At 66.7% G+C, this 22,817-nt stretch carries 25 protein-coding genes; 8 read left to right on the top strand and 17 right to left on the bottom strand.

The genetic code is table 11. From position 1 onward, the window contains the following. Positions 1-874, bottom strand: an 874-nt coding sequence (locus tag BBX35_RS00005; RefSeq protein ID WP_171901360.1) for an Ig domain-containing protein, incomplete at its 3' end; no start/stop codon positions are given. A gap of 243 nt (positions 875-1,117) precedes the next feature. Next, the gene (locus BBX35_RS00010) at positions 1,118-1,948 is read right to left on the bottom strand and encodes a phage tail protein (protein ID WP_067214549.1); all 831 of its coding nucleotides are present in this window, start codon (positions 1,946-1,948) and stop codon (positions 1,118-1,120) included. Between the two features lie 346 nt (positions 1,949-2,294). Here BBX35_RS00010 and dusA point away from each other — a divergent pair, with 346 nt between their 5' ends. Next, positions 2,295-3,314 (top strand): tRNA dihydrouridine(20/20a) synthase DusA, encoded by a 1,020-nt coding sequence (gene dusA / locus BBX35_RS00015; RefSeq protein WP_067214556.1) that lies wholly within the window; start codon positions 2,295-2,297, stop codon positions 3,312-3,314. 66 nt (positions 3,315-3,380) lie between these two features. Then, positions 3,381-4,211, top strand: a complete 831-nt coding sequence (locus tag BBX35_RS00020; RefSeq protein ID WP_067214558.1) for a sulfite exporter TauE/SafE family protein — start codon at positions 3,381-3,383, stop codon at positions 4,209-4,211. Between the two features lie 6 nt (positions 4,212-4,217). Here BBX35_RS00020 and BBX35_RS00025 read toward each other — a convergent pair whose 3' ends face one another. From BBX35_RS00025 to cobS, 4 genes are all read right to left on the bottom strand, one after another. Beyond that, on the bottom strand, positions 4,218-4,934 hold the full coding sequence (locus BBX35_RS00025; protein WP_067214559.1) for a retropepsin-like aspartic protease family protein: 717 nt from the start codon (positions 4,932-4,934) through the stop codon (positions 4,218-4,220). Then, positions 4,934-5,116 (bottom strand): DUF1289 domain-containing protein, encoded by a 183-nt coding sequence (locus tag BBX35_RS00030; RefSeq protein WP_067214562.1) that lies wholly within the window; start codon positions 5,114-5,116, stop codon positions 4,934-4,936. Before BBX35_RS00030 ends, BBX35_RS00025 begins: the two co-directional genes overlap by 1 nt. Before the next feature lie 51 nt (positions 5,117-5,167). Continuing rightward, positions 5,168-6,298 carry an alpha/beta hydrolase gene (locus tag BBX35_RS00035; RefSeq protein WP_067214563.1) on the bottom strand — a complete coding sequence of 377 codons (1,131 nt, stop codon included), beginning with the start codon at positions 6,296-6,298 and terminating at the stop codon, positions 5,168-5,170. A gap of 130 nt (positions 6,299-6,428) precedes the next feature. Beyond that, positions 6,429-7,256, bottom strand: coding sequence for an adenosylcobinamide-GDP ribazoletransferase (gene cobS / locus BBX35_RS00040; RefSeq protein ID WP_067214566.1), 828 nt, complete (start codon positions 7,254-7,256; stop codon positions 6,429-6,431). Positions 7,257-7,363: 107 nt separating this feature from the next. Between cobS and cobT the strand changes: the two genes are divergently transcribed. After that, positions 7,364-8,386, top strand: a complete 1,023-nt coding sequence (gene cobT / locus BBX35_RS00045) for a nicotinate-nucleotide--dimethylbenzimidazole phosphoribosyltransferase (protein ID WP_067214568.1) — start codon at positions 7,364-7,366, stop codon at positions 8,384-8,386. 12 nt (positions 8,387-8,398) lie between these two features. Here cobT and BBX35_RS00050 read toward each other — a convergent pair whose 3' ends face one another. Beyond that, entirely contained in the window at positions 8,399-9,427 is a 1,029-nt protein-coding gene (locus BBX35_RS00050) for an AraC family transcriptional regulator (RefSeq protein WP_067214571.1), read from the bottom strand. Positions 9,428-9,575: 148 nt separating this feature from the next. Here BBX35_RS00050 and BBX35_RS00055 point away from each other — a divergent pair, with 148 nt between their 5' ends. Continuing rightward, a complete protein-coding gene (locus BBX35_RS00055; RefSeq protein ID WP_067214572.1) occupies positions 9,576-10,622 on the top strand; it encodes an alpha/beta hydrolase family protein in 1,047 nt (348 codons plus the stop codon). 35 nt (positions 10,623-10,657) lie between these two features. On the opposite strand, the gene BBX35_RS00060 is transcribed toward BBX35_RS00055, so the two are convergent. Further along, positions 10,658-12,226 carry a sensor histidine kinase gene (locus BBX35_RS00060; RefSeq protein ID WP_067214575.1) on the bottom strand — a complete coding sequence of 523 codons (1,569 nt, stop codon included), beginning with the start codon at positions 12,224-12,226 and terminating at the stop codon, positions 10,658-10,660. Between the two features lie 158 nt (positions 12,227-12,384). On the opposite strand from BBX35_RS00060, the gene BBX35_RS00065 reads away from it, so the two are divergent. Next, positions 12,385-13,020 carry a uracil-DNA glycosylase family protein gene (locus BBX35_RS00065; RefSeq protein WP_067214578.1) on the top strand — a complete coding sequence of 212 codons (636 nt, stop codon included), beginning with the start codon at positions 12,385-12,387 and terminating at the stop codon, positions 13,018-13,020. 106 nt (positions 13,021-13,126) lie between these two features. On the opposite strand, the gene BBX35_RS00070 is transcribed toward BBX35_RS00065, so the two are convergent. Continuing rightward, a complete protein-coding gene (locus BBX35_RS00070; protein ID WP_067214581.1) occupies positions 13,127-14,101 on the bottom strand; it encodes a sulfurtransferase in 975 nt (324 codons plus the stop codon). Between the two features lie 228 nt (positions 14,102-14,329). On the opposite strand from BBX35_RS00070, the gene BBX35_RS00075 reads away from it, so the two are divergent. Together BBX35_RS00075 and BBX35_RS00080 are read left to right on the top strand one after the other, a co-directional pair. After that, positions 14,330-14,824, top strand: a complete 495-nt coding sequence (locus BBX35_RS00075; RefSeq protein WP_067217950.1) for an Lrp/AsnC family transcriptional regulator — start codon at positions 14,330-14,332, stop codon at positions 14,822-14,824. A 97-nt stretch (positions 14,825-14,921) separates the two neighbouring features. Beyond that, positions 14,922-15,353 carry a DUF302 domain-containing protein gene (locus tag BBX35_RS00080; protein ID WP_208979725.1) on the top strand — a complete coding sequence of 144 codons (432 nt, stop codon included), beginning with the start codon at positions 14,922-14,924 and terminating at the stop codon, positions 15,351-15,353. Positions 15,354-15,365: 12 nt separating this feature from the next. Here BBX35_RS00080 and BBX35_RS00085 read toward each other — a convergent pair whose 3' ends face one another. The 4 genes from BBX35_RS00085 to BBX35_RS23530 form a co-directional block, all read right to left on the bottom strand. Then, complete coding sequence (locus BBX35_RS00085; protein WP_067214587.1) at positions 15,366-15,785, bottom strand: VOC family protein; 420 nt, start codon at positions 15,783-15,785, stop codon at positions 15,366-15,368. Positions 15,786-15,857: 72 nt separating this feature from the next. Continuing rightward, positions 15,858-16,802, bottom strand: coding sequence for a helix-turn-helix domain-containing protein (locus BBX35_RS00090; RefSeq protein WP_083205940.1), 945 nt, complete (start codon positions 16,800-16,802; stop codon positions 15,858-15,860). Between the two features lie 130 nt (positions 16,803-16,932). Further along, entirely contained in the window at positions 16,933-17,811 is an 879-nt protein-coding gene (locus tag BBX35_RS00095) for an NAD(P)-dependent oxidoreductase (RefSeq protein WP_067214589.1), read from the bottom strand. Positions 17,812-17,980: 169 nt separating this feature from the next. Then, positions 17,981-18,124 carry a hypothetical protein gene (locus BBX35_RS23530; protein WP_171901361.1) on the bottom strand — a complete coding sequence of 48 codons (144 nt, stop codon included), beginning with the start codon at positions 18,122-18,124 and terminating at the stop codon, positions 17,981-17,983. Between the two features lie 115 nt (positions 18,125-18,239). Here BBX35_RS23530 and BBX35_RS00105 point away from each other — a divergent pair, with 115 nt between their 5' ends. Next, positions 18,240-19,115 (top strand): LysR substrate-binding domain-containing protein, encoded by an 876-nt coding sequence (locus BBX35_RS00105; RefSeq protein ID WP_208979726.1) that lies wholly within the window; start codon positions 18,240-18,242, stop codon positions 19,113-19,115. Here BBX35_RS00105 and BBX35_RS00110 read toward each other — a convergent pair. The 4 genes from BBX35_RS00110 to BBX35_RS00125 all read right to left on the bottom strand — a co-directional run bounded on the left by BBX35_RS00110 (position 19,112) and on the right by BBX35_RS00125 (position 22,760). Continuing rightward, a complete protein-coding gene (locus tag BBX35_RS00110; protein ID WP_067214608.1) occupies positions 19,112-20,275 on the bottom strand; it encodes a trans-sulfuration enzyme family protein in 1,164 nt (387 codons plus the stop codon). The two genes, BBX35_RS00105 and BBX35_RS00110, sit on opposite strands and share 4 nt — an antisense overlap. A 97-nt stretch (positions 20,276-20,372) precedes the next feature. Continuing rightward, positions 20,373-21,209, bottom strand: a complete 837-nt coding sequence (locus BBX35_RS00115; RefSeq protein WP_067214616.1) for an ABC transporter permease — start codon at positions 21,207-21,209, stop codon at positions 20,373-20,375. After that, a complete protein-coding gene (locus tag BBX35_RS00120) occupies positions 21,206-21,919 on the bottom strand; it encodes an ABC transporter permease (RefSeq protein ID WP_067214619.1) in 714 nt (237 codons plus the stop codon). Before BBX35_RS00120 ends, BBX35_RS00115 begins: the two co-directional genes overlap by 4 nt. Before the next feature lie 64 nt (positions 21,920-21,983). Beyond that, positions 21,984-22,760 (bottom strand): ABC transporter substrate-binding protein, encoded by a 777-nt coding sequence (locus tag BBX35_RS00125; protein WP_067217955.1) that lies wholly within the window; start codon positions 22,758-22,760, stop codon positions 21,984-21,986. Positions 22,761-22,817: the final 57 nt, after the last annotated feature.

A 22,817-nucleotide genomic window follows, 5' to 3' on the forward strand; every position in this document is an offset into this window, starting at 1 on the left:
CCGGGGCTACGTCGACCTGGATCGAATAGGCGGCATTGCCGGTGTCGTTGTGGGCGTCGGTGGCGGTGACGGTGAAGTTTGCCGTCTCCGCCGTGGTCGGCGTTCCGGTGAGAGCACCGTTCGAGGCAAGGGTCAGGCCGTCGGGCAGGGCGCCGGCGGTGACCGCATAGGTGTAGGGCGCAGCGCCCCCGGACGCGGTGAAGGTCTGGGTATAGGCGGTGCCGACCGCGCCATTGGTGAGGCTGCCGGCCGCCGGGGCGAGCGAAATCGTGACCGGAGAACCTTCCGAACAGCTCGCCGTCAGCGTCACCGTGGCTGGATCATTCACATAAGTAGGGTTGGCCGACTTGTTTACAATCAGTTCGATCGAAGCAAAGGTATCGCCGGACGAAAACCCATGGGAGCCGCTGTCGAAGATGCTGCCGGTCGCGTCCGTTGCGGCGTAGTGCTCCCAATTGTCCCAGTTTCCGACGTAGAAATTGCTGTAGGTCTGGCTTCCCGCAACGCCGCTGCCAGTAACCGACCAGGTCAGCGTTTCGCCGTCGCCCAAGCTGTCATATTCTCGGTAAAACTGATTGGTGCCGGTTGGGAGAGAGGCCGCGTCGAGAGTTACGCCGGCACTCAAATCGCTGTTGATCTGTGCGCAGGAGGCGGAGAGCGCGTTGGCGTCGGTCGTGCCGGCGCAAACGGCAAACCACAGGGTCAGGACCAGAAGAGCCAATTGGCCGAGCCGGTGGCCCGCAGCCCCCAAGGCGGCATGTACGGCCTGCGCGCCCCGGCGGCTGCCCGATGACGTCTCGGTGTTCGGGAAAGCGCGAAATGTCGCGGGCTTTCGCCCGTCTGCCGTGATCGTCACGGCTTCTGTGCCCCGCATGCCTTATCCCTGCCGTCTGAGAGGATGCCCCGTTGGATCTGCGCCCGTGAATGGGGGCAAGGGCAGTGCCTATCGAAATCCCTTGTGCGATACCGCTCCCGGACCGGCATTCGCTGCCGGTCCGGGAGTTGTGAATCGCAAATCCGACTACAACCTATCGTTAAGTTAGTGTCTTGCGGTGTTTCGTTGGAACGGTCAATGGGGTGCAACCACTGATCGCGCTGTTTTCCGGCGGGTGTGACACTACGGCCTGTCGGGATAAAGGCCGTTGATCATGATGCAGTAGTTCATCGCCAGCGACGGCGACTGGTTGGAGAAGGCAGCGCCATTGCCGGTATCGCCAGTCGTGACCACACCGCCGGTGATACCGGACTGGTAGGTGAAGCTGATGGCGCCGTGACCGGGCGTGCCGGTCAGTTGCACGTCGAGGCCGCCGAGCGCCACTTCGGTTCCGGGTGTGGCCGCCGGCACATAGATCGTTGCCGCTCCTCCCCCCGTAGATGCGCCCTTGCCGAGAAATGAACCGGCTGCAATATCGGCGACGCCGCCCGTGTCCTTGGCGGATAGCGTCGCAGTGACCCCGAGCGTGCCGGCATCTGCCGGGACATTGACTGTTTGCTGTCCGCCGCCGGTGCCGATGAACGTCGCAGCGTGGTTGTGCGGCGGAAGGTTGGCGACGTTGAGGGTCGTTATCTGCGTGCCGGACAGGGTGGCAAATGGCTGCGGGAGCAAGCCGGGGCCCGTGCCGTAGTGGAGAATTGCCCGGCCGCGCAGGTCGGGGAGAGCGAACTGGCCGCTCTGCGCGGAGCCGCCGTATTGCGTGCCGATCAGGCTGTAGAGCGCCTGGTTGCCGTTGATCGCGATCAACCGTCCGTCGGCCGGCAGCCAGTTCCGGGGGCACCAGTTGAAGGAAAACGCGCAGACGGTGCCGATATAAGACTCCATGTTGCAGGCCATTGCCGGGGCAGTGGTGCCGAGAACGACCGCGCCGCCGCCAAGGCCGAGCGTGCCGGCGAGGGCAAGCGCGGAAAGGCCGCGGGTCGCGATGCGATGGGCGAGGGTTATTTTCCTCATGATAGTCTCCTTCCTGGTTGGGTGCGGCTGATTCGCGTGTCGCGCGCCGGATCACCCACTTCTGGTTTAAGGCGTTTCTATCAAGAGTTTGTAAATTGCAATTACACAACCTTCGGTAAGTATTTTCCGAGCGCGCGGTTGTCATGCCGCTCGCGACCAGGAGCGACGACCGGATGCGATGCCCTGCGTCCAGTGACCGGGTCCTGGAGGACGGTCTGGAGGGCTCGACGGCGTCAGGAGGCGCAAGGGTGCAATTCGACGTCGAAATCGTGAGGGAGCGGCCCTAAAATGAAGGTCAGATCCCGCTTCCGATGTGTTTCCCGACGCGTTCCGTGTATGGAGAGTTATGAACTATCGAACGAACAAGCTGGCCGTGGCGCCGATGATGGAATGGACGGACCGCAATTGCCGTGCGTTCCACCGCCACCTCAGTTCCCACGCGCTGCTCTATACCGAGATGGTCGCGGCGGCCGCGGTCATTCATGGCGACCGGGAAAAACTCCTTGGCTTCAACGCCATGGAACACGCCGTTGCCTGCCAGCTCGGCGGCTCCGATCCGCAGGAGCTGGCGCAGGCGGCCCGCGTGGTCGAGGACTACGGCTATGACGAGGTGAACCTCAATGTCGGCTGCCCGTCCGACCGGGTGCAGTCCGGCCGTTTCGGCGCCTGCCTGATGCGCGAGCCGGAACTGGTCGCCGAAAGCGTTGCGGCGATGAGCGAGGTGGTTTCGATCCCGGTGACCGTCAAGTGCCGCATCGGCGTCGACGATCAGGACCCGGAAGAGGCGCTCGACCGGCTGGCCGACGCCGTCGTCGCGGCCGGTGTCGATGCCTTGTGGGTGCATGCCCGCAAGGCCTGGCTGAAGGGCCTTTCGCCCAAGGAAAACCGCGATATTCCGCCGCTCGACTACGACCGCGTCTACCGGCTGAAGCAGCGCCTGCCGGACCTCTACATCGGCATCAACGGCGGCATCGCAAATCTCGACGAGGCCGAGGCGCATCTTGAGCATGTCGACGGGGTGATGCTGGGCCGGGCTGCCTATCACGACCCCTGGCTGCTCGCTGATGTCGACCGCCGTCTGCACGGGGCGGAAAACCCGGTTGCGACGCGCGAGGAGGCGGTCGAGGCCTTCCGCCCCTATATCCTGGCGCGGCTCGAGGAAGGCGGCCGGGCGAACCAGATGCTGCGGCACATGCTGGGGCTCTATCATGGGGTGCCGGGCGCGCGCTCCTGGCGCCGGCGCCTCACCGTGGACGCGGTAAAACCGGGCGCCGGCATCGAGGTTCTGGACGAGGCCCTTGCCGAGATTGCCAGTGCCGGACTGGACAAAGCGTCCGCCTTGGGTCAGTTAGAAGCCACGGGGTAGGCGGCCAGCTGAGTCCGCGCTGCCCATCCCCGCTTCCTTCCCGCGCCGCATCCAGTGGGGGCTTTCATGGATTTGTCGTCGATCAACGGCGAGGTCATCGGCCTCGTCATCGCCCTTATCGCGTCGGGCGCCGTCGCCGGCCTGCTGGCCGGCGTGTTCGGCATCGGCGGCGGGGCCGTGCTGGTGCCGGTGCTCTACCAGTTCCTGACCTGGCTCGGCGTCGACGAGGCGGTGCGCATGCACATCTCCGTGGCGACGTCGCTCGGCATCATTGTGCCGACCTCCATCCGCTCCTTCATGGCCCACAAGAAGCGCGGTGCCGCCGACCTGGAGCTGCTGAAGAGCTGGCTTATCCCCGTGCCGGTCGGCGTCGTGATCGCCAGCCTCGTTGCGGCCTATGTCTCCGGCGACGGCCTCAAGGGCATCTTCGCCGGCATCGCCGTGATCGTTGGCCTGCGCATGCTGTTCAACCGAGAGAGCTGGAAGATCGGCAACGATATTCCAGGCAACCCGGTCAGGGCGATCTGCGGCGTGTTGATCGGCTTCTTCTCGACGCTGATGGGTATCGGTGGCGGCGTCATGAACAACACCTTCATGACCCTTTATGGCCGGCCCATCCATCAGGCGGTGGCGACCTCCTCCGGCACCGGCGTGCTGATTTCCATTCCCGGCGTCATCGGCATGGTCTGGGCGGGCTGGGGCGAGCCGAACCTGCCGGCATTCTCGCTCGGCTACGTCAACCTTCTCGGCGTGGCGCTGATCATTCCGATCACCACCTTCGCGGCGCCGTTCGGCGTCAAGATCGCCCACGCGCTGCCGCGGCGCTCTCTGGAAGTCTTCTTCGGACTGTTCCTGCTGTCCGTGGCCGCGCGCTTCGCCTGGAGCCTGTGGGGCTGACGCGGCCTACGGCTCCAGGATCAGGCGGTCGCCTTCGACGCGCCAGCTCCGGAGCCGGTCCATCGCCGACATGCCGAGCAGGCTGGTCTCCAGCGCGCCCGGCCGGGCGACAAAGGCGCGCAGGTCCCGAAGCGTGAAGTCGCCGATCCGCAGCTGCTCCAGCCGCACGGTCGCAACCTGCGTGCGACCGTTCGCCGTCGACACCGGCACCGTATAGGACAGCGTCGCCGGATCGAGCCCGGCCGCACGCGCATCCGCATCCGTCAGCGTCACCGCCGAGGCGCCCGTATCGAACAGGAAGTCGACATCGGCGCCGTTGACCTGCGCGGCGATGCGATAGTGGCTGGAGCCGTCGCGGATGATGGTGATCGTGCCGGTCTGCGGGTCGGTCATCGCCATGCCGGGAACCAGCGTTCCGACCACACGGCGGGCAACCACCTCCAACTCGTCGCGCCAGGCGTAACCGGTGACCAGCAGCGCGCCGAGCGCACCCCAGATGAGCAGGCTGCGCAGCAGCGCCGGGACCTGACGCGGGGAGGCGAGCATCGATCCGCCGATCACAACCAGCAGGGCAAGCAGCGCGACGACGCGCGGTCCGGTGTCGGAATAGCCGCCGGCGTCGCCGGGCATGTCGAAGCCGAACAGATACGCGGCAAGGGCCGTGACGATGACGGCGATGAGAATTCCGAGAACGACGAGGCCGGCAGTCTTTCCGCGAAACATCAGCGTGCCTCCGCTGCAGGGGTGGAGCGGCCGGCAAGAGACGCGTTGATTGCGCGGCGCTGATCTTCCGAGAAGGAGGCCCAGCCGGCGATCTCGTCGAGCGTGCGCAGGCAGCCGGCGCAAAGGCCGCTGGCCGGATCGATGCGGCACAGGCGGATACAGGGGCTGTCGCTGCCTGTCATGTCTCTCGCGGGTCCTGTCGTTGCGGTGTCATCCATCCCATGTGGGAGATTTCAGCGCCCGGACAAGATGTTGATCGGCGCGGCAAGGATCTTGAGCGGGAAGGTGACGGCCGCCTTGGCGGTGTTTCCGACCGTATTGCCGACCACGTCCAGCGTGGTTTCCGTCGGTCCGGACTGCTGTTGCAGTTCCAGCGACTGCAGCGCCTGGCCGAGCTCCGGGGCAACCTGAGCCAGCTGGGCGAACTTGCCGTGATTGACGGCGTCGTCCCCCTTCACCTCGGTGAGATCGACCACCACGGCGCCGAGCTTTGCCAGCTCTTCCTCATCGCCATAGGCGCCGAGCCGTTCGCCGCCGGCAAGCAGGCTGGAGGCCTGCAGGGCGCGGTCGTCGCGGGAGATGAGAATGACATAAGGCCGCTCCGGCTTGCCGGTTCGGCGCAGCTGCGCCTTGAACACGTCGACATCCACATCGGGCGCGGCCATCGCCATCAGGCCGATCTTGTGCGCCGGCAGCGGCTTTCCGGAAATGCGGATCTGGCGGACGGTCTCCGTCAGCACCCAGTTGCCCATGGAGTGGGCCAGCACGTTGATCCTGTCCGCACTGGAGGCGGCGAGGGCGCGCAAGGTCCGCTCCAGCGAGTCCCGCGCGATGGTGGCGCTGTTGGTGTCGTAAAGATAGCCGGTGACGTCGCCGCTCGAGGCCCAGGTGAACAGCACGGGCACGCTCGGCATGTTGCTGTCGTGCTTGAGCTGCGTCATCCGGTACAGCGCCTCGGGAAAGCGCGTGTTGTAGCCGTGGACGAAGACGAAGACCTCGCGCTTGCCCTTCGGCCGCTTCGCCAGCTGCCGCTCCAGCTCTGCAATGAACCCCTTGTCGTCGAGATAGGAGGCGGCCCGCAGCGTGAAGTCCTTGGCCGGATCGCCGGGGGGGATCGACGGCCATTCGATGGCGCCGGGCTTGTGCTCCGGAGGCACCGAGACAGTTGCGACCGCGTGGTCGAGCCCGCCGCCGCGCTCGCCGCTGAACAGGCTTCCGCGTGTCGTGTCGCGCTTGCGGGTGGTGGCGATCAGGATCTCGTGCGCGGTCGCGCCCGGCGCATCGGCCTGGGTCTCGAGCAGGCTGCCGGGGCCGGGACGCCCGGCGCAGGCGGCAAGCACCAGGGCGGCGACAAGCAGGACCATCGCCACCGGAGAGGCAGTCTTTCCGTCACGGGAAGCGGAGCTCGTCACCCTCGGGACCTCATACGCGAAACCGGCTGGCACACCCTGCCTCGCCGCAAGCCTTCTTACCAGCAAATGCGCCGGGATGCAGTCATCGCGCAAGGCAGAAGCCGACAAGCAGCGCGACAAGCGCGACCTGCTGTGTCGCGCCGAGCACATCTCCGGTATGGCCTCCGATGCGCGCATGCGCCAGGAGCGCGGTGCCGATAGCTGCTGCTACGGCAAGAGCGAGCGCCGCCAACACGGCCGAAGCCGGAAGCAGGGCAAGGGCGAAAAGCACGGCGGCCAGGCCGAGGACAAGCGCCAGTGCTGCTGCGCGCGAGGAAGGCTGTCCGCTGGCGGCCGCCAGTCCGTCGGGCCGGGCGGGGGGAAGTCTGGTCCACACGGCGACCATCGCCGCGCGTGAGGCGGTCTCGGCGAGGATCAGCAGGAGCGCTGCCGAAACGGCGCCGACACGCTCGACGAGTGCTGCGAGAAGCACGGTCCGCAGCCCGACGCCAGTGAGAAGCGCCAGCGTGCCGAAGGCGCCGATGCGGCTGTCCTTCATGATCTCCAGCCGTCGTTCGCGGCGGCTCGCGCCGAAGAACCCGTCTGCGACATCGGCGAGACCGTCCTCGTGCAGCGCGCCGGTGAGCATCATGGCAAGGGCGACGGCAAGCAGAGACGTGGCGAGCGGCGGCAGATCGGTGAGGCCGAGGAGGGCAAGCATCAGGGCCGGCGGCAGCGCGAGCAGGGCGCCGGCAACGGGCACCAGCCAGGCAGCACGAGAGAAGGCTGGAAGCTGGGAAGGATCGTCCAGCCGATTGACCACCGGAACGGGCACGCGGGAGAAAAACCGTAGGCAGGCCGCGAGGTCCGCAAGGACGCGCGGCACGCGGTGCGCGATCCTGTCGCGGGGGACTTCGGCCTCGGGCGTCATTTTTCACTCATCCGACTTTGCGAGCCTGCGCCCGCCGGTTTATAGATCGGCGCCCGCCCGCCGCCAAGGTCGTGCGGACTGCCGATGCCAGCCGGAGTTTCCAGCCTATGTCCCTTTCGCCGTCCGCGCTTCCCTTCGACGATATCCGCAACCTCGTCCGCCAGATGCCTGGCCCCGATGAGGATGCGGTGGCGGAGGTGCGCGCGCGCGACGCGCAGCTGACCAAGCCTGCCGGATCGCTCGGCAAGCTGGAAGACCTCGCCGAGTGGCTGGCCGGCTGGAGCGGCCGCGGCCGTCCCAAGGTCAGCCGGCCGGTCGTCGCGATCTTCGCGGCGAATCATGGCGTGGCCGACAAGGGCGTCTCGGCGTTTCCCGCCAGCGTCACCCGGCAGATGGTGGAGAATTTCGCAGCCGGCGGCGCGGCGATCAACCAGATCTGCATCGCCCATGATCTGGGCCTGAAGATCTTCGACCTGGCGCTCGACATGCCGACGCCGGACATTACCGAAGAAGACGCTTTCGACGAGGCCAACTGCGCCGCGACCATGGCTTTCGGCATGGAGGCGGTCGCCGGCGGTACCGACCTCCTGTGCATCGGCGAGATGGGCATCGCCAACACCACTGTCGCCTCCGCGTTGCTGGCCGGCCTGTTCGGCGGCACGCCGGGCGACTGGGTGGGTCCGGGAACCGGTGTCGATGCCGAGGGCATGGCGCGCAAGCGCGCCGCCGTCGAGCAGGCCGTCGCCCGTATCGAGGGGACGAGCGATCCGCTCGAGATCCTGCGCCGCCTTGGCGGGCGCGAGCTTGCCGCCATGGCCGGTGCCGTGCTGGCCGCGCGCCTGCAGCGCACGCCGGTGATCGTCGACGGCTTTGTCGCGACCGCGGCTGTCGCGGTGCTGCACGCTATGGACCCGCGCGCGCTCGACCACTGCCTCTTCGCACATGTGTCGGCAGAGCCGGCGCACCGCATGGCGCTGGAAAAGCTCGGCAAGGAGCCGCTGCTCGACCTCGGCATGCGGCTCGGCGAGGGAACGGGCGCAGCGCTCGCGGCCGGAATCGTGCGTGCTGCCGCGCAGGTGCATGACGGCATGGCGACGTTTGCCGATGCCGGCGTGTCGGGCAAGGGCTGACCCCTTCTCGCCTCAGGAGGCTGAGAGGCGGGTCCGGAAGGCGCTCGGCGTCTCGCCGGTCACGCGCAGGAACTCGCGGTTGAAATTTGACTTGGTGTTGAAGCCGCTGGCGAGCATCGCGGCGGTGACGCTGTGCCCGTCTGCCAGCAATTTGCAGGCGTGGCGGATGCGGTAGCCGTTGACGTGGCGCGAGACGTTCTCGCCGTGCACGCGGTTGATCGCCGCCGAGAGCTGTTTCATCGGAACATGCAGGCGGCGGGCAAGGCGTGCGAGCGTCAGGTCCGGGTCGAGGCATGCGCCGCCCGTGTCGAGCAGCGCGTCCAGGCGCGCCATCAACTCCCTGTCGGCCTCGATCTGGGTGTCCGTTCCCGGGCGGACGGTCTCGTCACTGTCCGATCCTTCGTCCTCTTCCACCGATCCCGGCCGCGCCGCGACAAGGCCGAGCAGCCCGACGGCCATCAGCGCCAGCGATGAGGTGAGGCTGACCAGCAGCGGGCGCAGCCACGCCGCGCCGGACATCAGTGCGAAAGCAATGGCCGTGTCGCTGGCCGCCGACAGCAGCAGCGAGGCGCCCACCACCTGCCAGATGCGCCGGGGCAGATGGCCGGCCTCGAGCCGCGCCAGCGGCAGGTCCTCGCGGCCGCGCGCCTGAAACAGGATTGCGGTGCCATACCCGGCATACAACGCGACGAGCGCAACGTCGGGCAGCCAGTGCAGCGAGCCTCGGCCGAGCAACACCGCTAGAGCCGCGATGAGCGGCGCTGCCGCGTGGGGCAGGGCGCCGGGCAGTGCGGGTGCACGGATCGCCGCTTGCCGGAAGGCGAGATAGGCGAGCGGAGGCACCAGCGCGGCGGTGACCGGCAGCACCGGCTGCAACGCGGCTACCCCGTAGTGCTGGACCAGCGAGATCAGAGTGCCCTGCATCGCGGCCGCCCCGAGCAGCACCGGGAAGAGCGAGGGGCCGTCCCGCAGCAGGACGAAGCGGCAGGCCAGAAAAGCCAGCACGAGAGCGACGGCAAGGGGGATCGGCAGGACGAGCATCGAAGGACCTTGGTGAATCGCAACGGGCGCAGGGGCATGCGCATCCTTGGTACAGGATCCGGTTGCAGTCGTCCTCGATCCGGTTTCAGGACGCAAGCGCGGGCTTCGGGTGGCATCGAAATCCTGTCGCCACTCAGGAGATCCCGCGATGAAACGTCTTGCCCTTACTGCCCTGCTATCCGCCCTGGTCCTGCTACCTTTCGTCTCTGCGAGTGCCGAAACGCTGCCGATCCCCGGCTATGACCGGATGGACGTGCCCGCCCGCCACCGGGCCCAGCCGATTGCCGCCTCGCTCTGGTATCCGGCGGGCCGGGCGACCTATCGCAATGTCATCGGTGACAGTGTGCTCTTCGAGGGTGCGCCGGCGATGGTCGGAGCAGCGGTCGCCGAGGGACGCTATCCGCTGATCCTGCTGTCGCACGGCTCCGGCGGTGCAATGGATGGGCTGGTGTGGCTCTCGTCGCGCCTTGCCGCGCGTGGCGCCATCGTGCTTGCGGTGAACCATCCCGGCACGACGTCGGGCGACTCCTCGCCCCGCCGCACGATGCGGCTTGCCCCGCGCGCTGCCGATCTGGGGGCGGCGCTGGAAGCGGTTCTGGGTGATCCGCAGTTCGCGCCGCATATCGACCGCGAGCGCATCTCTGCGGTTGGCTTCTCGCTTGGCGGGACCACGGTGCTCGGGCTTGCGGGCCTGCGGTTCGACCGCGAGGCCTTCGCCGACTACTGCCGGCAGGCAGGGGACGAGGCGCCGGGGTGCGACTTCCTGGCAAAGGGTGGGGTGCGGCTGGATGCGTTGCCCGAGGCGTTCTCGGCCGACATGCGGGACCTGCGCGTCTCGGCGGTCGTGTCCGTCGACCCCGGCTTCACACATGCGGTCGACGAGGACAGCCTTGCCGGGGTCCGGGCGCAGGTTCTCTTCCTCAACATGGGCGAGAAGAACCGCTGGCCGGCGGTGGATGTGGGGCCGAACGGCAGCGGTTTTGCCGCCAGACTGCCCGGTGCTCGCCACGCCGCGATTGCGCCCGCGCACCATTTCACGTTCCTCGGCGTGTGCAAGGAAGGCGGCGCGGAGCTGCTGCGCAAGTGGCAGGACGATCCGATCTGCGACGATCCGCAAGGCACGGACCGCGCGAAGGCGCATGAGGAGATCGCCGGGATCGTGGCGGAGTTTCTGGGGCTTGCGTCCGGGGAATAGGATCCCGGAAGGAGGCGGCGGCGCGGGCTGCCGCCTCAGGAGGCCTTGCGCACGATCATCCGGCGGGCAGCGCTCCGGCGGGGATCGATGCCGGTTCCTGCGGCCTCTTCCAGCGCCGGCATGGCTTCCAGCACGCGAGAGGCGGGGAAGGTGACGATGGCTTCGGTGCCCTCGCGCAGCTTGGAGTTCAGCTCGAACTTGCCGCCATGCATCTGCACCAGTGCCTGGACGATGGGCAGGCCGAGGCCAGTGCCTTCCTCTGCGCTCTTGATGGCGATCGCGCCCTGGCCGAAGGCCTGCATGACGATGGGAATTTCCTCGGCCGGAATGCCGGGGCCGTTGTCGCGGATGGAGATGTACTGGCCGCCGCCGGCAGTCCAGCCGGCCTTGATATGCACTTCGCCGCCGGACGGGGTGAACTTCACCGCGTTCGATATCAGGTTGAGGATCACCTGCCGGACGGCCCGCTCGTCGACCCACAGCTTCGGCAGGTCGACCTCGTAGGCCTCGGTGATGGTGATGTTCTTCTTCCGCGCGCGGATCGCCATCATGTGCTTGCAGTCGTCGAGAAGCTCGGCCAGCGGCACGGCCTCCTCGCTGAGCTCGTAGCGGCCCGCCTCGATGCGCGACAGGTCGAGGATCTCGTTGATCAGGTTCAGGAGATGCTGGCCGGAATTGTGGATGTCGGCCGAATAGTCCCGGTAGGTGTCGTTCTCCATCGGGCCGAGAAGCTGGTTCTTCATGACCTCGGAGAAGCCGAGAATGGCGTTGAGCGGCGTACGCAGCTCGTGGCTCATGGTCGCGAGGAAACGCGACTTGGCGAGGTTGGCTTCCTCGGCGCGCCGCCGCGCCTCGTCGGAGATGGCATTTGCCTGCTCCAGCTCGGAGATCAGGTGGTCCTTCTCCGCGCGGAAGGCCAGCATGGTGACCGTCGAGACGTGCAGCTGGTTGCCCAGCATCAGGAAGAAGCCCTGCGCGCCGATAGCCATCGCCATCATCGCGTAGTGGATTGCCGTTTGCTGGTTGAGGAAGGACACGACGATCGCCAGCGTGATCGGCAGCGTACCGGCGAGCAGGGCCCGCGGCAGGCTGGCCGACAGCATGGTCAGCATGGCGATGACGATCAGCATCGTCGCGAACTGGAAGATCTCCGAACCGTCATGGCCGGGCGCCGTCGACTGCAGCAGGAAGAAGCCTGCCCAGGACAGACCGTAGAGCAAGTCGCCGATGATCATCTGGCGGCGCCAGCGCGGCAGGTCGGCTTCGGCGGGGGCCTCGCGCTCGAAGCGGCGGCAGGCCATCAGCAGCAGCGTGTGGGCGATGATGGTGAAAACCATCCAGCCGACCACCACATCGACACGCATCCACAGCAGCGAGATGCTGCCGACGATCAGCGCGAAAAGCGGCAGCGCGAGCGCAGCGCTCAAACGGTTCTTGGCGAAGGTGAGCTGCAGCTCGTATTCGAAGTTCGGCGTGAAGCCGTCGCCGGTCGACAGCCGCTCGCGAACATTGCGCACGGTCTTCGCAACGTCGCGCCGTCTCCGGGCGCGCTCGCTGTTGAGGGCCGTTTTCGCCTCGCTGCTGGTGGTTTCCTGCGCGGCCATATAGTCCTGCGACCTGGTTGCCCGGGTCTTGCCCGGTTGGATCGAAACAGGACCAGTGTGGTGACCAACCCTTAATATCCGCCTCAAGGACGTGGTTAACCAAACGTCACGAACCTACATGGGCGGAAAGGGCCGGACGGTGCGGGCAAGGAGAACACATGACGGCGAACAGCGGACCGCAGCTTGCTGCGCTGGCGCGCGAGATCGGCGCCTGCCGAACCTGCGTCACCGCGCCGGCGGGACGGCCTTTGCCGCACGAGCCGCGACCTGTCTGCGTGATGTCGTCGACCGCGCGCATCGCCGTCTGCGGCCAGGCGCCGGGCACGCGGGTCCATGCCAGCGGTCGGCCGTTCACCGATCCCAGCGGCGAGCGCCTGCGCGACTGGATGGGCATCGGCGAGGACGTCTTCTACGATCCGGCCAGGCTTGCCATCGTGCCGATGGGCTTCTGTTTTCCCGGCCTCGACGCCAAGGGCGGCGATCTGCCGCCGCGCCGCGAGTGTCGGCGCCTCTGGCACGACCGCGTCTTCGCCGCCATGCCGCAACTGCGGCTGAAGCTGGTCATCGGCTCCTACGCCCAGGCCTATCACCTTGGCGAGCATCTCCGCGGCTCCGTGCGCGAGACCGTCGCCGCATGGCGGGAGATCCTGGAGGAAACGCGGGCCGAGGGCGTTGCCGCGATCGCCTTGCCGCATCCGTCCTGGCGCAACAACGCCTGGCTGAAGCGCAATCCCTGGTTCGAAGAGGACTGCCTGCCGGTGGTGCGTGCCGAGGTGGCGCGGCTGCTTGCATGAGCGGGGCAATAAAAAAGCCGGCGCCCGGGATCAGGACCCGAACGCCGGCTGAAGGTGCGGGGCGCAAGGCCCCGGGGAGTATCCCAGAGGGAAGATGTGCGGCCGGTCAGCCGAAGAGGTCGCTGAGGAACGTGCGGACCTCGTCGATGACCGTGCGGTCGGAGGTCATCGGCAGGGACTCGTCCTGCGACCATCCGACCATGCTGTCGTCGTAGAGCGACACGTTCTTGTAGCCGAGCAGTTCGTGCAGCACGAACCAGTTGGTCGCGGCCCAGTGGCCGGTGTTGCAGTAGGAGACGATCTCCACCGACTTGTCGCCGAGCGTCGCCGGCACCAAGGCCGAGATCTCCGCCTGCGGCTTCAGCTGGCCCTTGGCATCGTCGTAGAAGACGGCCTGGTCGAGGCTGACGGCATCCGGGATGCGGCCGAAGCGGGTTGCCTTGGAGTGCTTGTCGAGCCCGGCGAACTGGTCGGCCGGGCGGCCGTCGATCAGCACTGCGGACGACTGCAGGCGCTTCGCGACATCGGACGTTTGCAGCAGGTAATCGGCGCGGGGCTCGGCAACGAACATGTCGCCGACGGGCGTCACGTTTCCGGTCTCGACCGGATGGCCGGCTGCGACCCATGCCTTGTGGCCGCCGTCGAGAATGGCGACCGCGTCGTGGCCGAGATACTTCACGGTCCAGTAAACGCGCGCTGCCGCGGAAAATTCCGAGCTGTTGCCGCCGGCCGGCACGATCACCAGCGCCTTGTCCTCGGACAGGCCGAGCTCGGACAAGGCCGCCTCGAGCTTCTCGACCGAGGGCAGCACGCCGACCACATCGCCGCGGTCGGTACGCCAGTAGCCCGGATACTCGCTCCACACGGCGCCCGGAACATGCCCCTTCAGGTAAACGTCCTTGCTCGAGCCGGCGAAGGGCGAGCGGATGTCGATGACGACGATATCGTCGCGCTCGAGATTGTCGGCGAGCCATTGCGGGCTGACCAGCGGCGTCACGTCGGGCGCGGCGACAGCGGCCGGTGCGGCGAAGGCGGTGGCGACGATCAGCAGGGTTGCTGCAACACGAGAGAACGCAAACATCTGTCTGCCTCCAGAAATGCGGGCCGCCCGCGAGCCTTGCGAGCGCCTTTTCAAGGGAGGAGTTGACACCGGAGATAAAACGCGGCAAGCGAAATCGAGACGGAAATTGGAAGAAAAATCCAATATTCTCCATTCTCCCGCCAGTAGAAGAAAACGAGAGTCGCCTAAGTGCCATTCATTGGAAAATGAATCCGTGCACCTCTCGAGCCGCCGAGCCAGGAACCCATGATCGACCGTATCGACAGACGCATCCTTTCGATCCTCCAGGAGGATTGCACCATTCCGGTCGCCGAAATCGGCCGCCGCGTCGGACTTTCCACAACCCCCTGCTGGCGCCGCATCCAGAAGCTGGAGGAGGACGGGGTCATCCAGCGCCGGGTGGCGATCCTCGATCCGAAGAAGGTCAACGTGAAGGTCACCGCCTTCGTGGCGATCACCACCTCGCGGCACAACGACGACTGGCTGCGCAAGTTCGCCGATGTCATTTCCGAGTTTCCGGAGGTCATCGAGTTCTACCGGATGGCGGGGCAGGTCGATTACCTGCTGCGGGTCGCGGTGCCGGACATCGAGGCCTATGACGCGTTCTACAAGCGCCTGATCGCCAAGATCGACATCTCCGACGTCTCCACCTCCTTCGCGATGGAGCAGATCAAGTCGACAAGCCAGCTGCCGCTCAGCTATGTCCAGACGGAGAAGCCGCGCGCCGAACGCGACGACCAGTAGGGCGCGCCAGCAAGGGAGACGGGACATGGCACAGCATTCGCAAAGACAGGGCCCGGCATGGCGACGGCTTACCGCCGCATGCCTGGCGGCATATGCCGTGTCCGCGACCCCGGCCCTGGCCGCCGACGGGCCGCAGATCAGCCAGGTGGAGCGGTCCTATGAGGACGTGCGCTTCGATCTGGAGAACGCGATCATCAATCGCGGTCTGGTGATCGATCACATCTCCAATGTCGGCGAGATGCTGGCTCGTACGGCCGCGGATGTGGGCTCGGAAACGCAGGTTTTCGTGAACGCGGAAGCACTGCTGTTCTGCTCCGCCCGGCTGTCGCGCGCGGCGATGGAGGCGGCGCCGGAAAACGTCGCCTTCTGTCCCTATTCGGTGTTCCTCTACGAGACGCCCGACGCACCCGGCAAGGTCTCCGTCGGCTATCGCCCGCTCCCTGAACAGGGAAGCGAGGCATCGCGTGCCGCCATTGCCGATGTGAACGCGCTGCTCGCTGGCATTGTCGAGGAAGCCGGTGGAGAGTGAGCGGGCGTCGCCTCAGGCGGTCCCGCCGACTTTCGGCCAATAGGTGCCGAGGCACCAGACATTGTCTTCCGGGTCGCGGCAGATGAATTCGCGGCTGCCATAGTCGCGGGTGACCAGTGGCTCGACGATGATGGCGCCTGCGGCTTCCGCGCGGGCGAAGGCCGCGACGATATTCTCGACCGCGATGTAGAGCGTCTTGCCGGACGGGCCGTCCGGCTGGCCGACGATCTGCGCAAAATCGTCGTCGCGCGCCTGTCCCAACATCAAAATGGAATTGCCGAGCGCCAGTTCCGCATGGGCGATCGTGCCGTCCGGCGCCTCGTGGCAGGCGTGGACGGTAAAGCCGAAGGCCTGTTGCAGCCACTCCACCATCTGGCGGGCATTGCCGAAGCGAAGGGCCGGGAAGAGGCAAGGGGCAGGGGATGTCTTCATGGGTTGTCTTCGTCCTCGTTGCGGAACGCAGACAGGGATAGCCGCCGGACCCGGCGGGCGATTGAACAAATGTCACCTGGCCGGCTGGTCGTGCCAGGTCGCCGAACCGAGCTTGTCGAGGCTCCGCCACCACGCGCTCGGCGTCAGTCCGGCGAAGTCCTCGAACTCCCGGATCATATGCGCCTGATCCGCATAGCCGCCGGCAAAGGCGATATCCGCCCAGTCTGGCCGCATGGCCTCCCGGGCGAGGGCCTGCGCCCGGTTGAAGCGGGCGATGCGGGCGACGGTCTTGGGCGAGAATCCGAACTCGCGCGAAAAGCGGTCGGTCAGATGCTTGCGGCTCCAGCCGATCCGCGTCGCAAGTTCGTCGATACGGCGGACGGCTCCCGAGGCGATGAGGCCGAAGGCGACGTCAACCAAGGACGAAACAGGCTCCGCCGCGGCCGCGCCGAGACGGCGCGCCAGGAAGCGCTCGGCGCAATCGAGCCGGGCGTTCCAGTCTTCGAAATCTTCCAGTCGCCGTCGAAGCTCGGAGATTTGCGGATGGGCAAGGTCGTCGAGCGACACCATGCGCGCGGCGAATTCGGAGGCCGGGATCCCGAGCAGGCGCTGCGCGCCGATCGGCGTCAGATTGACCTGCAGACAGGCGGCACGCCCGCTCGAGGCGATGAAAACGCGGGACGTGTCCAGGCCGGCGATGAAGCTCGGTTGCTCATCTCCCGCGATCGGCGTCTGGCCGAGACGGATGCGGAAAGGCGTGCCGTAGCTGATGATGAGCGGGACCGAGAGCGAAGCGGTCTCGATCTGGCGGATCGTGAAGCCGCCGGTTTCCTCATAGGTGGCAAGTTCGGTGTAGAAGGGGCGCAGGGACGGCGGGGCAGGCCTGTGCAGGAAGACGACGCCGCAGTCGGCCGGCGCGTTCATGCCGGGCGTATGCGGATCGGGAAGGTTCCTGCCGGATGCGAGGTGAACAACCGGAGCGGCGAGATCGCGCCGGGTGCTGGTGCGCTTGCTCATGTTTCCAAGGTGCTCCCGCTTCCTGTCGGCCGTGCCACTTTGAAGCGCGGGAGAAGGGTGGAGCAGTCCGGGCCCGGGCGCAACCCCGGCCCGGCCCGGCGGCGCAGTGCCGCCGGGCCTTTTGGGGGAGTTACTTGCCGGCGTTCTGCAGACGGGCGATGAGGCTGGACGTGTCCCAGCGGTTGCCGCCCATGGCCTGCACTTCGGCGTAGAACTGGTCGACCAGTGCGGTGACCGGCAGGCGGGCGCCAGTCTCGTTGGCGGTCTTCAGGCAGATGCCGAGATCCTTGCGCATCCAGTCGACAGCAAAGCCGAAGTCGAACTTGTCGTCGCGCATGGTCTGCCAGCGGTTTTCCATCTGCCAGGACTGGGCCGCGCCCTTCGAGATCACCTCGATCACCTTGGCGACGTCCAGGTCGGCCTTCTTGGCGAAGTGGATGGCCTCGGAGAGGCCCTGCACCAAGCCGGCGATGCAGATCTGGTTGACCATCTTGGTGAGCTGGCCGGCGCCGGCCGGGCCCATGTGGCCGACCATCTTGGCGAAGCATTCGATGGCAGGGCGGGCGGCCTCGAACGTATCGGTGTCGCCGCCGACCATGACGGTCAGCGCGCCGTTTTCCGCGCCGGCCTGTCCGCCGGATACCGGCGCGTCGAGGAAGCCGCAGCCCTTTGCTTTCGCGGCCTCGTAGAGCTCGCGCGCGACTTCTGCCGAGGCGGTCGTGTTGTCGATGAAGATCGCGCCCTTCTTCATGCCGTGGAAGGCACCGTCCGGACCGGTGGTGACCGACCGCAGGTCGTCGTCGTTGCCGACGCAGGCGAAGACGAAGTCGCAACCCTCGGCTGCCGCGGCAGGCGTTGCGGCGTGGGAGCCGCCATGTTCCGCCGCCCATTTCTCCGCCTTGGCGGCGGTGCGGTTGTAGACGGTCACGTCGTGGCCGCCGCGCGACTTGAGGTAACCGGCCATCGGATAACCCATCACGCCGAGACCGATGAATGCAACTTTCGCCATTGCGCCCCTCCTCCTGAGTTCTTTGGCTGAGCCATCCCGGCCGGGACGGCAATTGTATGATGTCGCATCCTCTTTAGCGCATCATGCTGCCAGTGTCAGGGAGGGAGTGCATCCCGAACGCGGTTTCGCGAAAGCGGACGGCCGGAGCTGGGCGGCTCCGGCCGTCGTCTCACATGTCGCGGGCTGTGGCGGGCGCTGCCGCGGGCCGGCGCTTCACCGGACGCCAGATCCGACGCGGCGGCTCGAGAGGGGGAAGGACCTGGTCCTCGGCCCGCAAGGCGATCAGATAGGTTCTTGCAAGTGCGTCGATCATGTCGCTCTCCATCAAGTCGATTTCATTGACGGGAAGCATTGCGGTTTTCGGGCATCCGTGCGACTCAGGAAAAACTTCAAGATGTAAGTGAGGCTTACATATGGAATGGAGCCGGATGCCGTCGCTCGCCAGTCTGCGGGCCTTTGCCGCCGTCGCGGAGGCCGGGACGCTGGCCGGCGCGGGACGAACGCTGAATGTCAGCCACGCGGCCATCAGCCAGCAGGTTCGAGCGCTCGAAGCGTTCCTGGGGACCGAACTGGTCGCGCGCGAAGGACGGTGCTTGGTGCTGACGCAGGAAGGGCGAGCGCTCGCCGGTCAACTCGATCAGGCATTTTCGCTGATGCACCGGGCGGTGGAGGAGCTCACCGATGCCGACCGCACTCGCCCGCTTCAGGTGACCATGACGCCGACATTCGCCGTCAGCTGGCTGATGCCGCGGATCTCCGACTTTCGGCATCGCCACCCCGATATCGACCTGATGCTGAACCCAACTGCCGATGTGGTGGAGCTGGAGCCGGGCGGGGTCGACCTCGCCATCCGGTTCGGCATGGGAGAGTGGAAGGGGCTGAATTCTGAGCCGCTCTTGCTGACCAGCTTCGTCGTCGTGGCGGCGCGTTCGCTCGTCGGCGACACCGATTTCAGCGATCTGACGCGCTTGCAGGACTTTCCCTGGTTGCAGGAACTCGGCGCCAATGAAAGCGCCAACTGGTGGAAACGGCAGGGCATCGCACCATCGAAGGGCAACAACCTGCACATGCCGGGCTACATGATGCTGGAAAGCCTGCGGCGCGGCGACGGGGTGACCGCAGCCGCGCGCGCCTTCATCGAACCGGAGATCCGCTCAGGCCACCTGCGTGTCCTGTTCGAGGACGAGGAGCGCGGCAACGGCTACCACCTCGTCACGCGGCCGGGCGTGCAGCGCCCGCCGCTCAAGACCTTCATCGCGTGGCTCAGAAGCCATCGGGACGGGCAGGGCGCGCCGCCCGTTTAGCGGCCCAGGGGAGACAGAGCTGCGGTAAGATCGGCAATCAGGTCGTCCACGCTCTCGATGCCGATGGACAGGCGCAGCAGGTTGACCGGCACGCCGGTGGCGTCCCCCTCGATGGTGTGGCGATGTTCGACGAGGCTCTCCACGCCGCCGAGCGAGGTGGCCCGCTTGATCAGGTTCAGCCGCCCGGCCACGGCCAGGGCTTCCGCCGCGCCGCCCTTGACCAGCACCGACATCAGGTAGCCGCCGCTTGCCATCTGCCGGCCGGCAACGACATGCGAGGCATGGCTGGCAAGGCCCGGATAGAGCACGTCTTCCACCGCAGGGTGGGCTTTGAGCATCTCGGCGACGGCCTGCGCATTGGCGCACATGCGCTCCATGCGCAGCGACAGCGTGCGCAGGCCCCGCAGCAGCAGATAGGCCTCGAAGGGGCCGAGAACCGCGCCGGCGTCGTGTCGTTCCTCGCGGATGAAACGCCAGGTATCCGTATGCGCGTCACGGCAGGTGACGATGCCCGCGAGCACGTCGGAATGGCCGTTCAGCGCCTTTGTCGCTGAATGAAGCACGATGTCCGCGCCCAATTCCAGCGGCTTCATGAGCAGCGGTGTCGCGGCGGTCGCGTCGACCGCGACGACGGCCTTGAGCGCATGGGCAGCCTCGGCGATCGGCGCGATGTCGGCAACGGTCAGCCAGGGGTTGGACGGCACCTCGATAAAGACGAGATCGGGGCCGGTCTCGCGCAGCGTCTCGCAGAAGCGCTCCGTGTCGCCCGCCTCGGCTTCGATCAGGGCGATGCCCGCGTGAGCGCAATGCTTGCGCAGCCATGAGGTGGTGCCCCAATAGATGCCGGATTGCGCGACGATGGTGCCGCCCGGCCGGACGCTGCGCAGCACGGCCGAGATCGCGGCCATGCCGGAGCCGAAGGCGCGGCTTTCCGCACCGTTCTCAAGGGTCGCCACGAGGCTTTCGATCTGTCGCACAAGGTCGCTGTCGTCGCGCGAGTAGATGTGGGCCGCGCTGGTCAGCCGGTACTCGGTGTCGCGGGCGAAGGTGGTGGCGGTGTGGATCGGCGGAACGACGGCGCCGTTCACCGGATCGATGCCGCCGCCGCCATGAGCCAGGAGCGAAGCGGGGGAGAGGCTGCGGTCGGTCGTGTCGGCCATGGGGGAACTCCGGTGGAACTGTCTTGCGCCAAGCGGTAGCCGCGAAATGCCCGCCCCGCAATGGGGCAGGCATCGCGATCATGTGGGGAGGGGCGGGTCAGCTGCGCCGCAGGTGCCGGGTGAGGCGCAGCTCCATCTGATCCCAGACGCGGCGCAGAGCCTCCACGACGAGGAGGTAGAGCACCGCCGCCCAGATATAGGCCTGGAAGTCGAAGGTTCGCGAATAGGCCCGGCGGGTCTCGCCCATCAGGTCGTAGATCGTCACCAGCGAGACGATGGCCGAACCCTTGATCATCAGCACCAGCTCGTTGCCGTAAGGGCGCAGCGCCACGATCAGCGCCTGAGGCAGGATCACTTTCAGGAACGTCACACCCTTGGGAATGCCGAGCGCGGCGGCAGCCTCCCACTGGCCCTTGTCGACGTTCTGAACAGCGCCGCGCAGGATCTCGGCCTGATAGGCGGCCGTGTTGAGCGTGAAGGCGAAGATCGCGCAATACCATGCGTCCCGGAAGAACCACCACAGGCCAATGTCGCTGAAAAACGGACGGAAGCTGCCGGCCGCGTAATAGATCAGGAAGGTCTGGGCGAGCAGCGGCGTTCCGCGGAAGAAGTAGACATAGGCGTAGGCTATGCCGGAGAGGAACGGTTTGCGCGAGGCGCGTGCGAGCGCAACGGGCAGCGACAGCGCGGCGCCCGCAACCATCGACAGGCCGACCAGCTGCAGCGTGATGACGATGCCGTCCAGATACTTCTCCCAGTAGTCGCGGAAGAAGTCCGACATCACGTTGCTGGCGAGATAGTAGAGCAGGTTTGCGCCGGCCAAGATCCACACGGCCATCAGCACGTGGCCGGCGATGCGCGATGCCGTCCAGCCGCGCGGCGGCGCCGGCGGAGCGGGCTGCGGGGCGAGGGTGCGATCGCTGACCCAGCTCATCGAGATACCTCGCCGCGCTTGGTCCAGGCTTCGATCCGCGTCAGGCCTGCGGACGAGATGATCGCCAGAATCAGATAGATCACGCAAGCGCCGCCGAAGAACAGGAACGGCTCCTTGGTGACGCGGGCGGCGATGCCGGCCCAGCGGAGCAGGTCCTCAAGGCCGATGGCGGAGACGAGCGCCGTCTCCTTCAGCAGGATCAGCCAGAGATTGCCGAGAGCCGGCAGGGCGAGGCGGATCAGCTGCGGCAGGATGACGAGGCGCATGGTCAGCGAGCGGCTGAGGCCGAGCGCATAGCCACCCTCGTACTGGCCTTGCTTGATCCCGCGGAACGCCGACAGGAAGGCCTCCGAGGCATAGGACGAGAATACCAGCGACAGGGCGACCATGCCGGCGATGAAGGAGTTCACGTCCACGGTCGCGCCGGTGACGAAGATGCGCGCGATCTCGTTGAGCAGCATCTGGCCCCCGTAGTAGACGAGGAACAGCGTCAGCAGCTCGGGCAGGCCGCGAAAGATGGTGGTGTACACATTCGCCGCCGCCCGCAGCGAAGGCTCGCCGGAGTTCTTGGCCAGCGCGATCAGGAACCCGAGCACGAGGCCGACGGGCAGTGAGGCCAGCGCCAGCGACACGGTGACGAGAACGCCGCGCGCAATCTCGTCGCCCCAGCCGTCCGGGCCGAACGATATCAGGGTCAGGGCTTCATTCATGCGACGGAACCGCTGGTCTTAGCGGGACGGCAGGTGACTGCCGCCCCGCGAGGTTCAACGGTCGTCAGCCGCCATAAACGTCGAAATCGAAGTACTTCGACTGGATCTGCTCATAGGTGCCGTTGGCGCGGATCGCCTCGATGGCCTTGTTGAACATCTCCTTGAGCTCGGGCTCGTTCTTGCGGATGGCGATGCCCGCGCCCTCGCCGTTGATCACCGGATCCGGCGTCAGGGTACCGAGCAGCTTGCAGCAGGCACCGTCTTCCGTGGCGAGCCACTCCGAGAGCACGACCACGTCGTCGATCACCGCGTCGATACGGCCCGAGGCCACATCCAGCTTGTACTCGTCCGGCGTCGGATAGAGCTTCAGCTCCGCATCGCCGAGCTTCGCCTCTGCGTAGTTCGAGTGGGTGGTCGAGGACTGCGCGCCCAGCAGCTTGCCGGCCAGTGCTTCCTTGGTCGCGGCCGGGATCGTGCTGTCCTTCGGCACGGCGATCGCCGGCGGCGTGTTGTAGTACTTGTTGGTGAAGTCGACCTTCTGCAGGCGCTCCTCGGTGATCGACATGGACGCAATCACCGCGTCGAACTTGCCGGCCTGCAGCGCCGGGATCATGCCGTCCCAGTCCTGGACGACGAACTCGCACTCCACCTTCATCTCGGTGCAGAGCGCCTTGGCGATGTCGATGTCGAATCCGACGAGCTGCCCGTCGGACGTCAGGTTGTTGAAGGGAGGGTAGGCGCCCTCGGTGCCGATCAGCACCTTGGTCCAGTCCTTGGCCTCGGCTGCGCCCACGGTAGCAATGGCCAGCACGGCGGCCGCCGCGATCTTCATCAAACGCATCATGTATCCCCTGCGGTACTGTTTTCTGCCCGCGTCCATTTTTCCGGCGCGAGGTCA

The sequence above is a fragment of the Stappia indica genome (assembly GCF_001696535.1).
In the GTDB taxonomy this organism is placed as follows: Bacteria; Pseudomonadota; Alphaproteobacteria; order Rhizobiales; family Stappiaceae; genus Stappia; species Stappia indica.

Excerpts from the sequence above, each read along its gene's own strand:
- BBX35_RS00010 (WP_067214549.1), bottom strand. The coding sequence starts at position 1,948 with ATGAGGAAAATAACCCTCGCCCATCGCATCGCGACCCGCGGCCTTTCC.
- dusA (WP_067214556.1), top strand. The coding sequence starts at position 2,295 with ATGAACTATCGAACGAACAAGCTGGCCGTGGCGCCGATGATGGAATGG.
- BBX35_RS00020 (WP_067214558.1), top strand. The coding sequence starts at position 3,381 with ATGGATTTGTCGTCGATCAACGGCGAGGTCATCGGCCTCGTCATCGCC.
- BBX35_RS00025 (WP_067214559.1), bottom strand. The coding sequence starts at position 4,934 with ATGTTTCGCGGAAAGACTGCCGGCCTCGTCGTTCTCGGAATTCTCATC.
- BBX35_RS00030 (WP_067214562.1), bottom strand. The coding sequence starts at position 5,116 with ATGACAGGCAGCGACAGCCCCTGTATCCGCCTGTGCCGCATCGATCCG.
- BBX35_RS00035 (WP_067214563.1), bottom strand. The coding sequence starts at position 6,298 with ATGGTCCTGCTTGTCGCCGCCCTGGTGCTTGCCGCCTGCGCCGGGCGT.
- cobS (WP_067214566.1), bottom strand. The coding sequence starts at position 7,256 with ATGACGCCCGAGGCCGAAGTCCCCCGCGACAGGATCGCGCACCGCGTG.
- cobT (WP_067214568.1), top strand. The coding sequence starts at position 7,364 with ATGTCCCTTTCGCCGTCCGCGCTTCCCTTCGACGATATCCGCAACCTC.
- BBX35_RS00050 (WP_067214571.1), bottom strand. The coding sequence starts at position 9,427 with ATGCTCGTCCTGCCGATCCCCCTTGCCGTCGCTCTCGTGCTGGCTTTT.
- BBX35_RS00055 (WP_067214572.1), top strand. The coding sequence starts at position 9,576 with ATGAAACGTCTTGCCCTTACTGCCCTGCTATCCGCCCTGGTCCTGCTA.
- BBX35_RS00060 (WP_067214575.1), bottom strand. The coding sequence starts at position 12,226 with ATGGCCGCGCAGGAAACCACCAGCAGCGAGGCGAAAACGGCCCTCAAC.
- BBX35_RS00065 (WP_067214578.1), top strand. The coding sequence starts at position 12,385 with ATGACGGCGAACAGCGGACCGCAGCTTGCTGCGCTGGCGCGCGAGATC.
- BBX35_RS00070 (WP_067214581.1), bottom strand. The coding sequence starts at position 14,101 with ATGTTTGCGTTCTCTCGTGTTGCAGCAACCCTGCTGATCGTCGCCACC.
- BBX35_RS00085 (WP_067214587.1), bottom strand. The coding sequence starts at position 15,785 with ATGAAGACATCCCCTGCCCCTTGCCTCTTCCCGGCCCTTCGCTTCGGC.
- BBX35_RS00090 (WP_083205940.1), bottom strand. The coding sequence starts at position 16,802 with ATGAGCAAGCGCACCAGCACCCGGCGCGATCTCGCCGCTCCGGTTGTT.
- BBX35_RS00095 (WP_067214589.1), bottom strand. The coding sequence starts at position 17,811 with ATGGCGAAAGTTGCATTCATCGGTCTCGGCGTGATGGGTTATCCGATG.
- BBX35_RS23530 (WP_171901361.1), bottom strand. The coding sequence starts at position 18,124 with ATGATCGACGCACTTGCAAGAACCTATCTGATCGCCTTGCGGGCCGAG.
- BBX35_RS00105 (WP_208979726.1), top strand. The coding sequence starts at position 18,240 with ATGCCGTCGCTCGCCAGTCTGCGGGCCTTTGCCGCCGTCGCGGAGGCC.
- BBX35_RS00110 (WP_067214608.1), bottom strand. The coding sequence starts at position 20,275 with ATGGCCGACACGACCGACCGCAGCCTCTCCCCCGCTTCGCTCCTGGCT.
- BBX35_RS00115 (WP_067214616.1), bottom strand. The coding sequence starts at position 21,209 with ATGAGCTGGGTCAGCGATCGCACCCTCGCCCCGCAGCCCGCTCCGCCG.
- BBX35_RS00120 (WP_067214619.1), bottom strand. The coding sequence starts at position 21,919 with ATGAATGAAGCCCTGACCCTGATATCGTTCGGCCCGGACGGCTGGGGC.
- BBX35_RS00125 (WP_067217955.1), bottom strand. The coding sequence starts at position 22,760 with ATGCGTTTGATGAAGATCGCGGCGGCCGCCGTGCTGGCCATTGCTACC.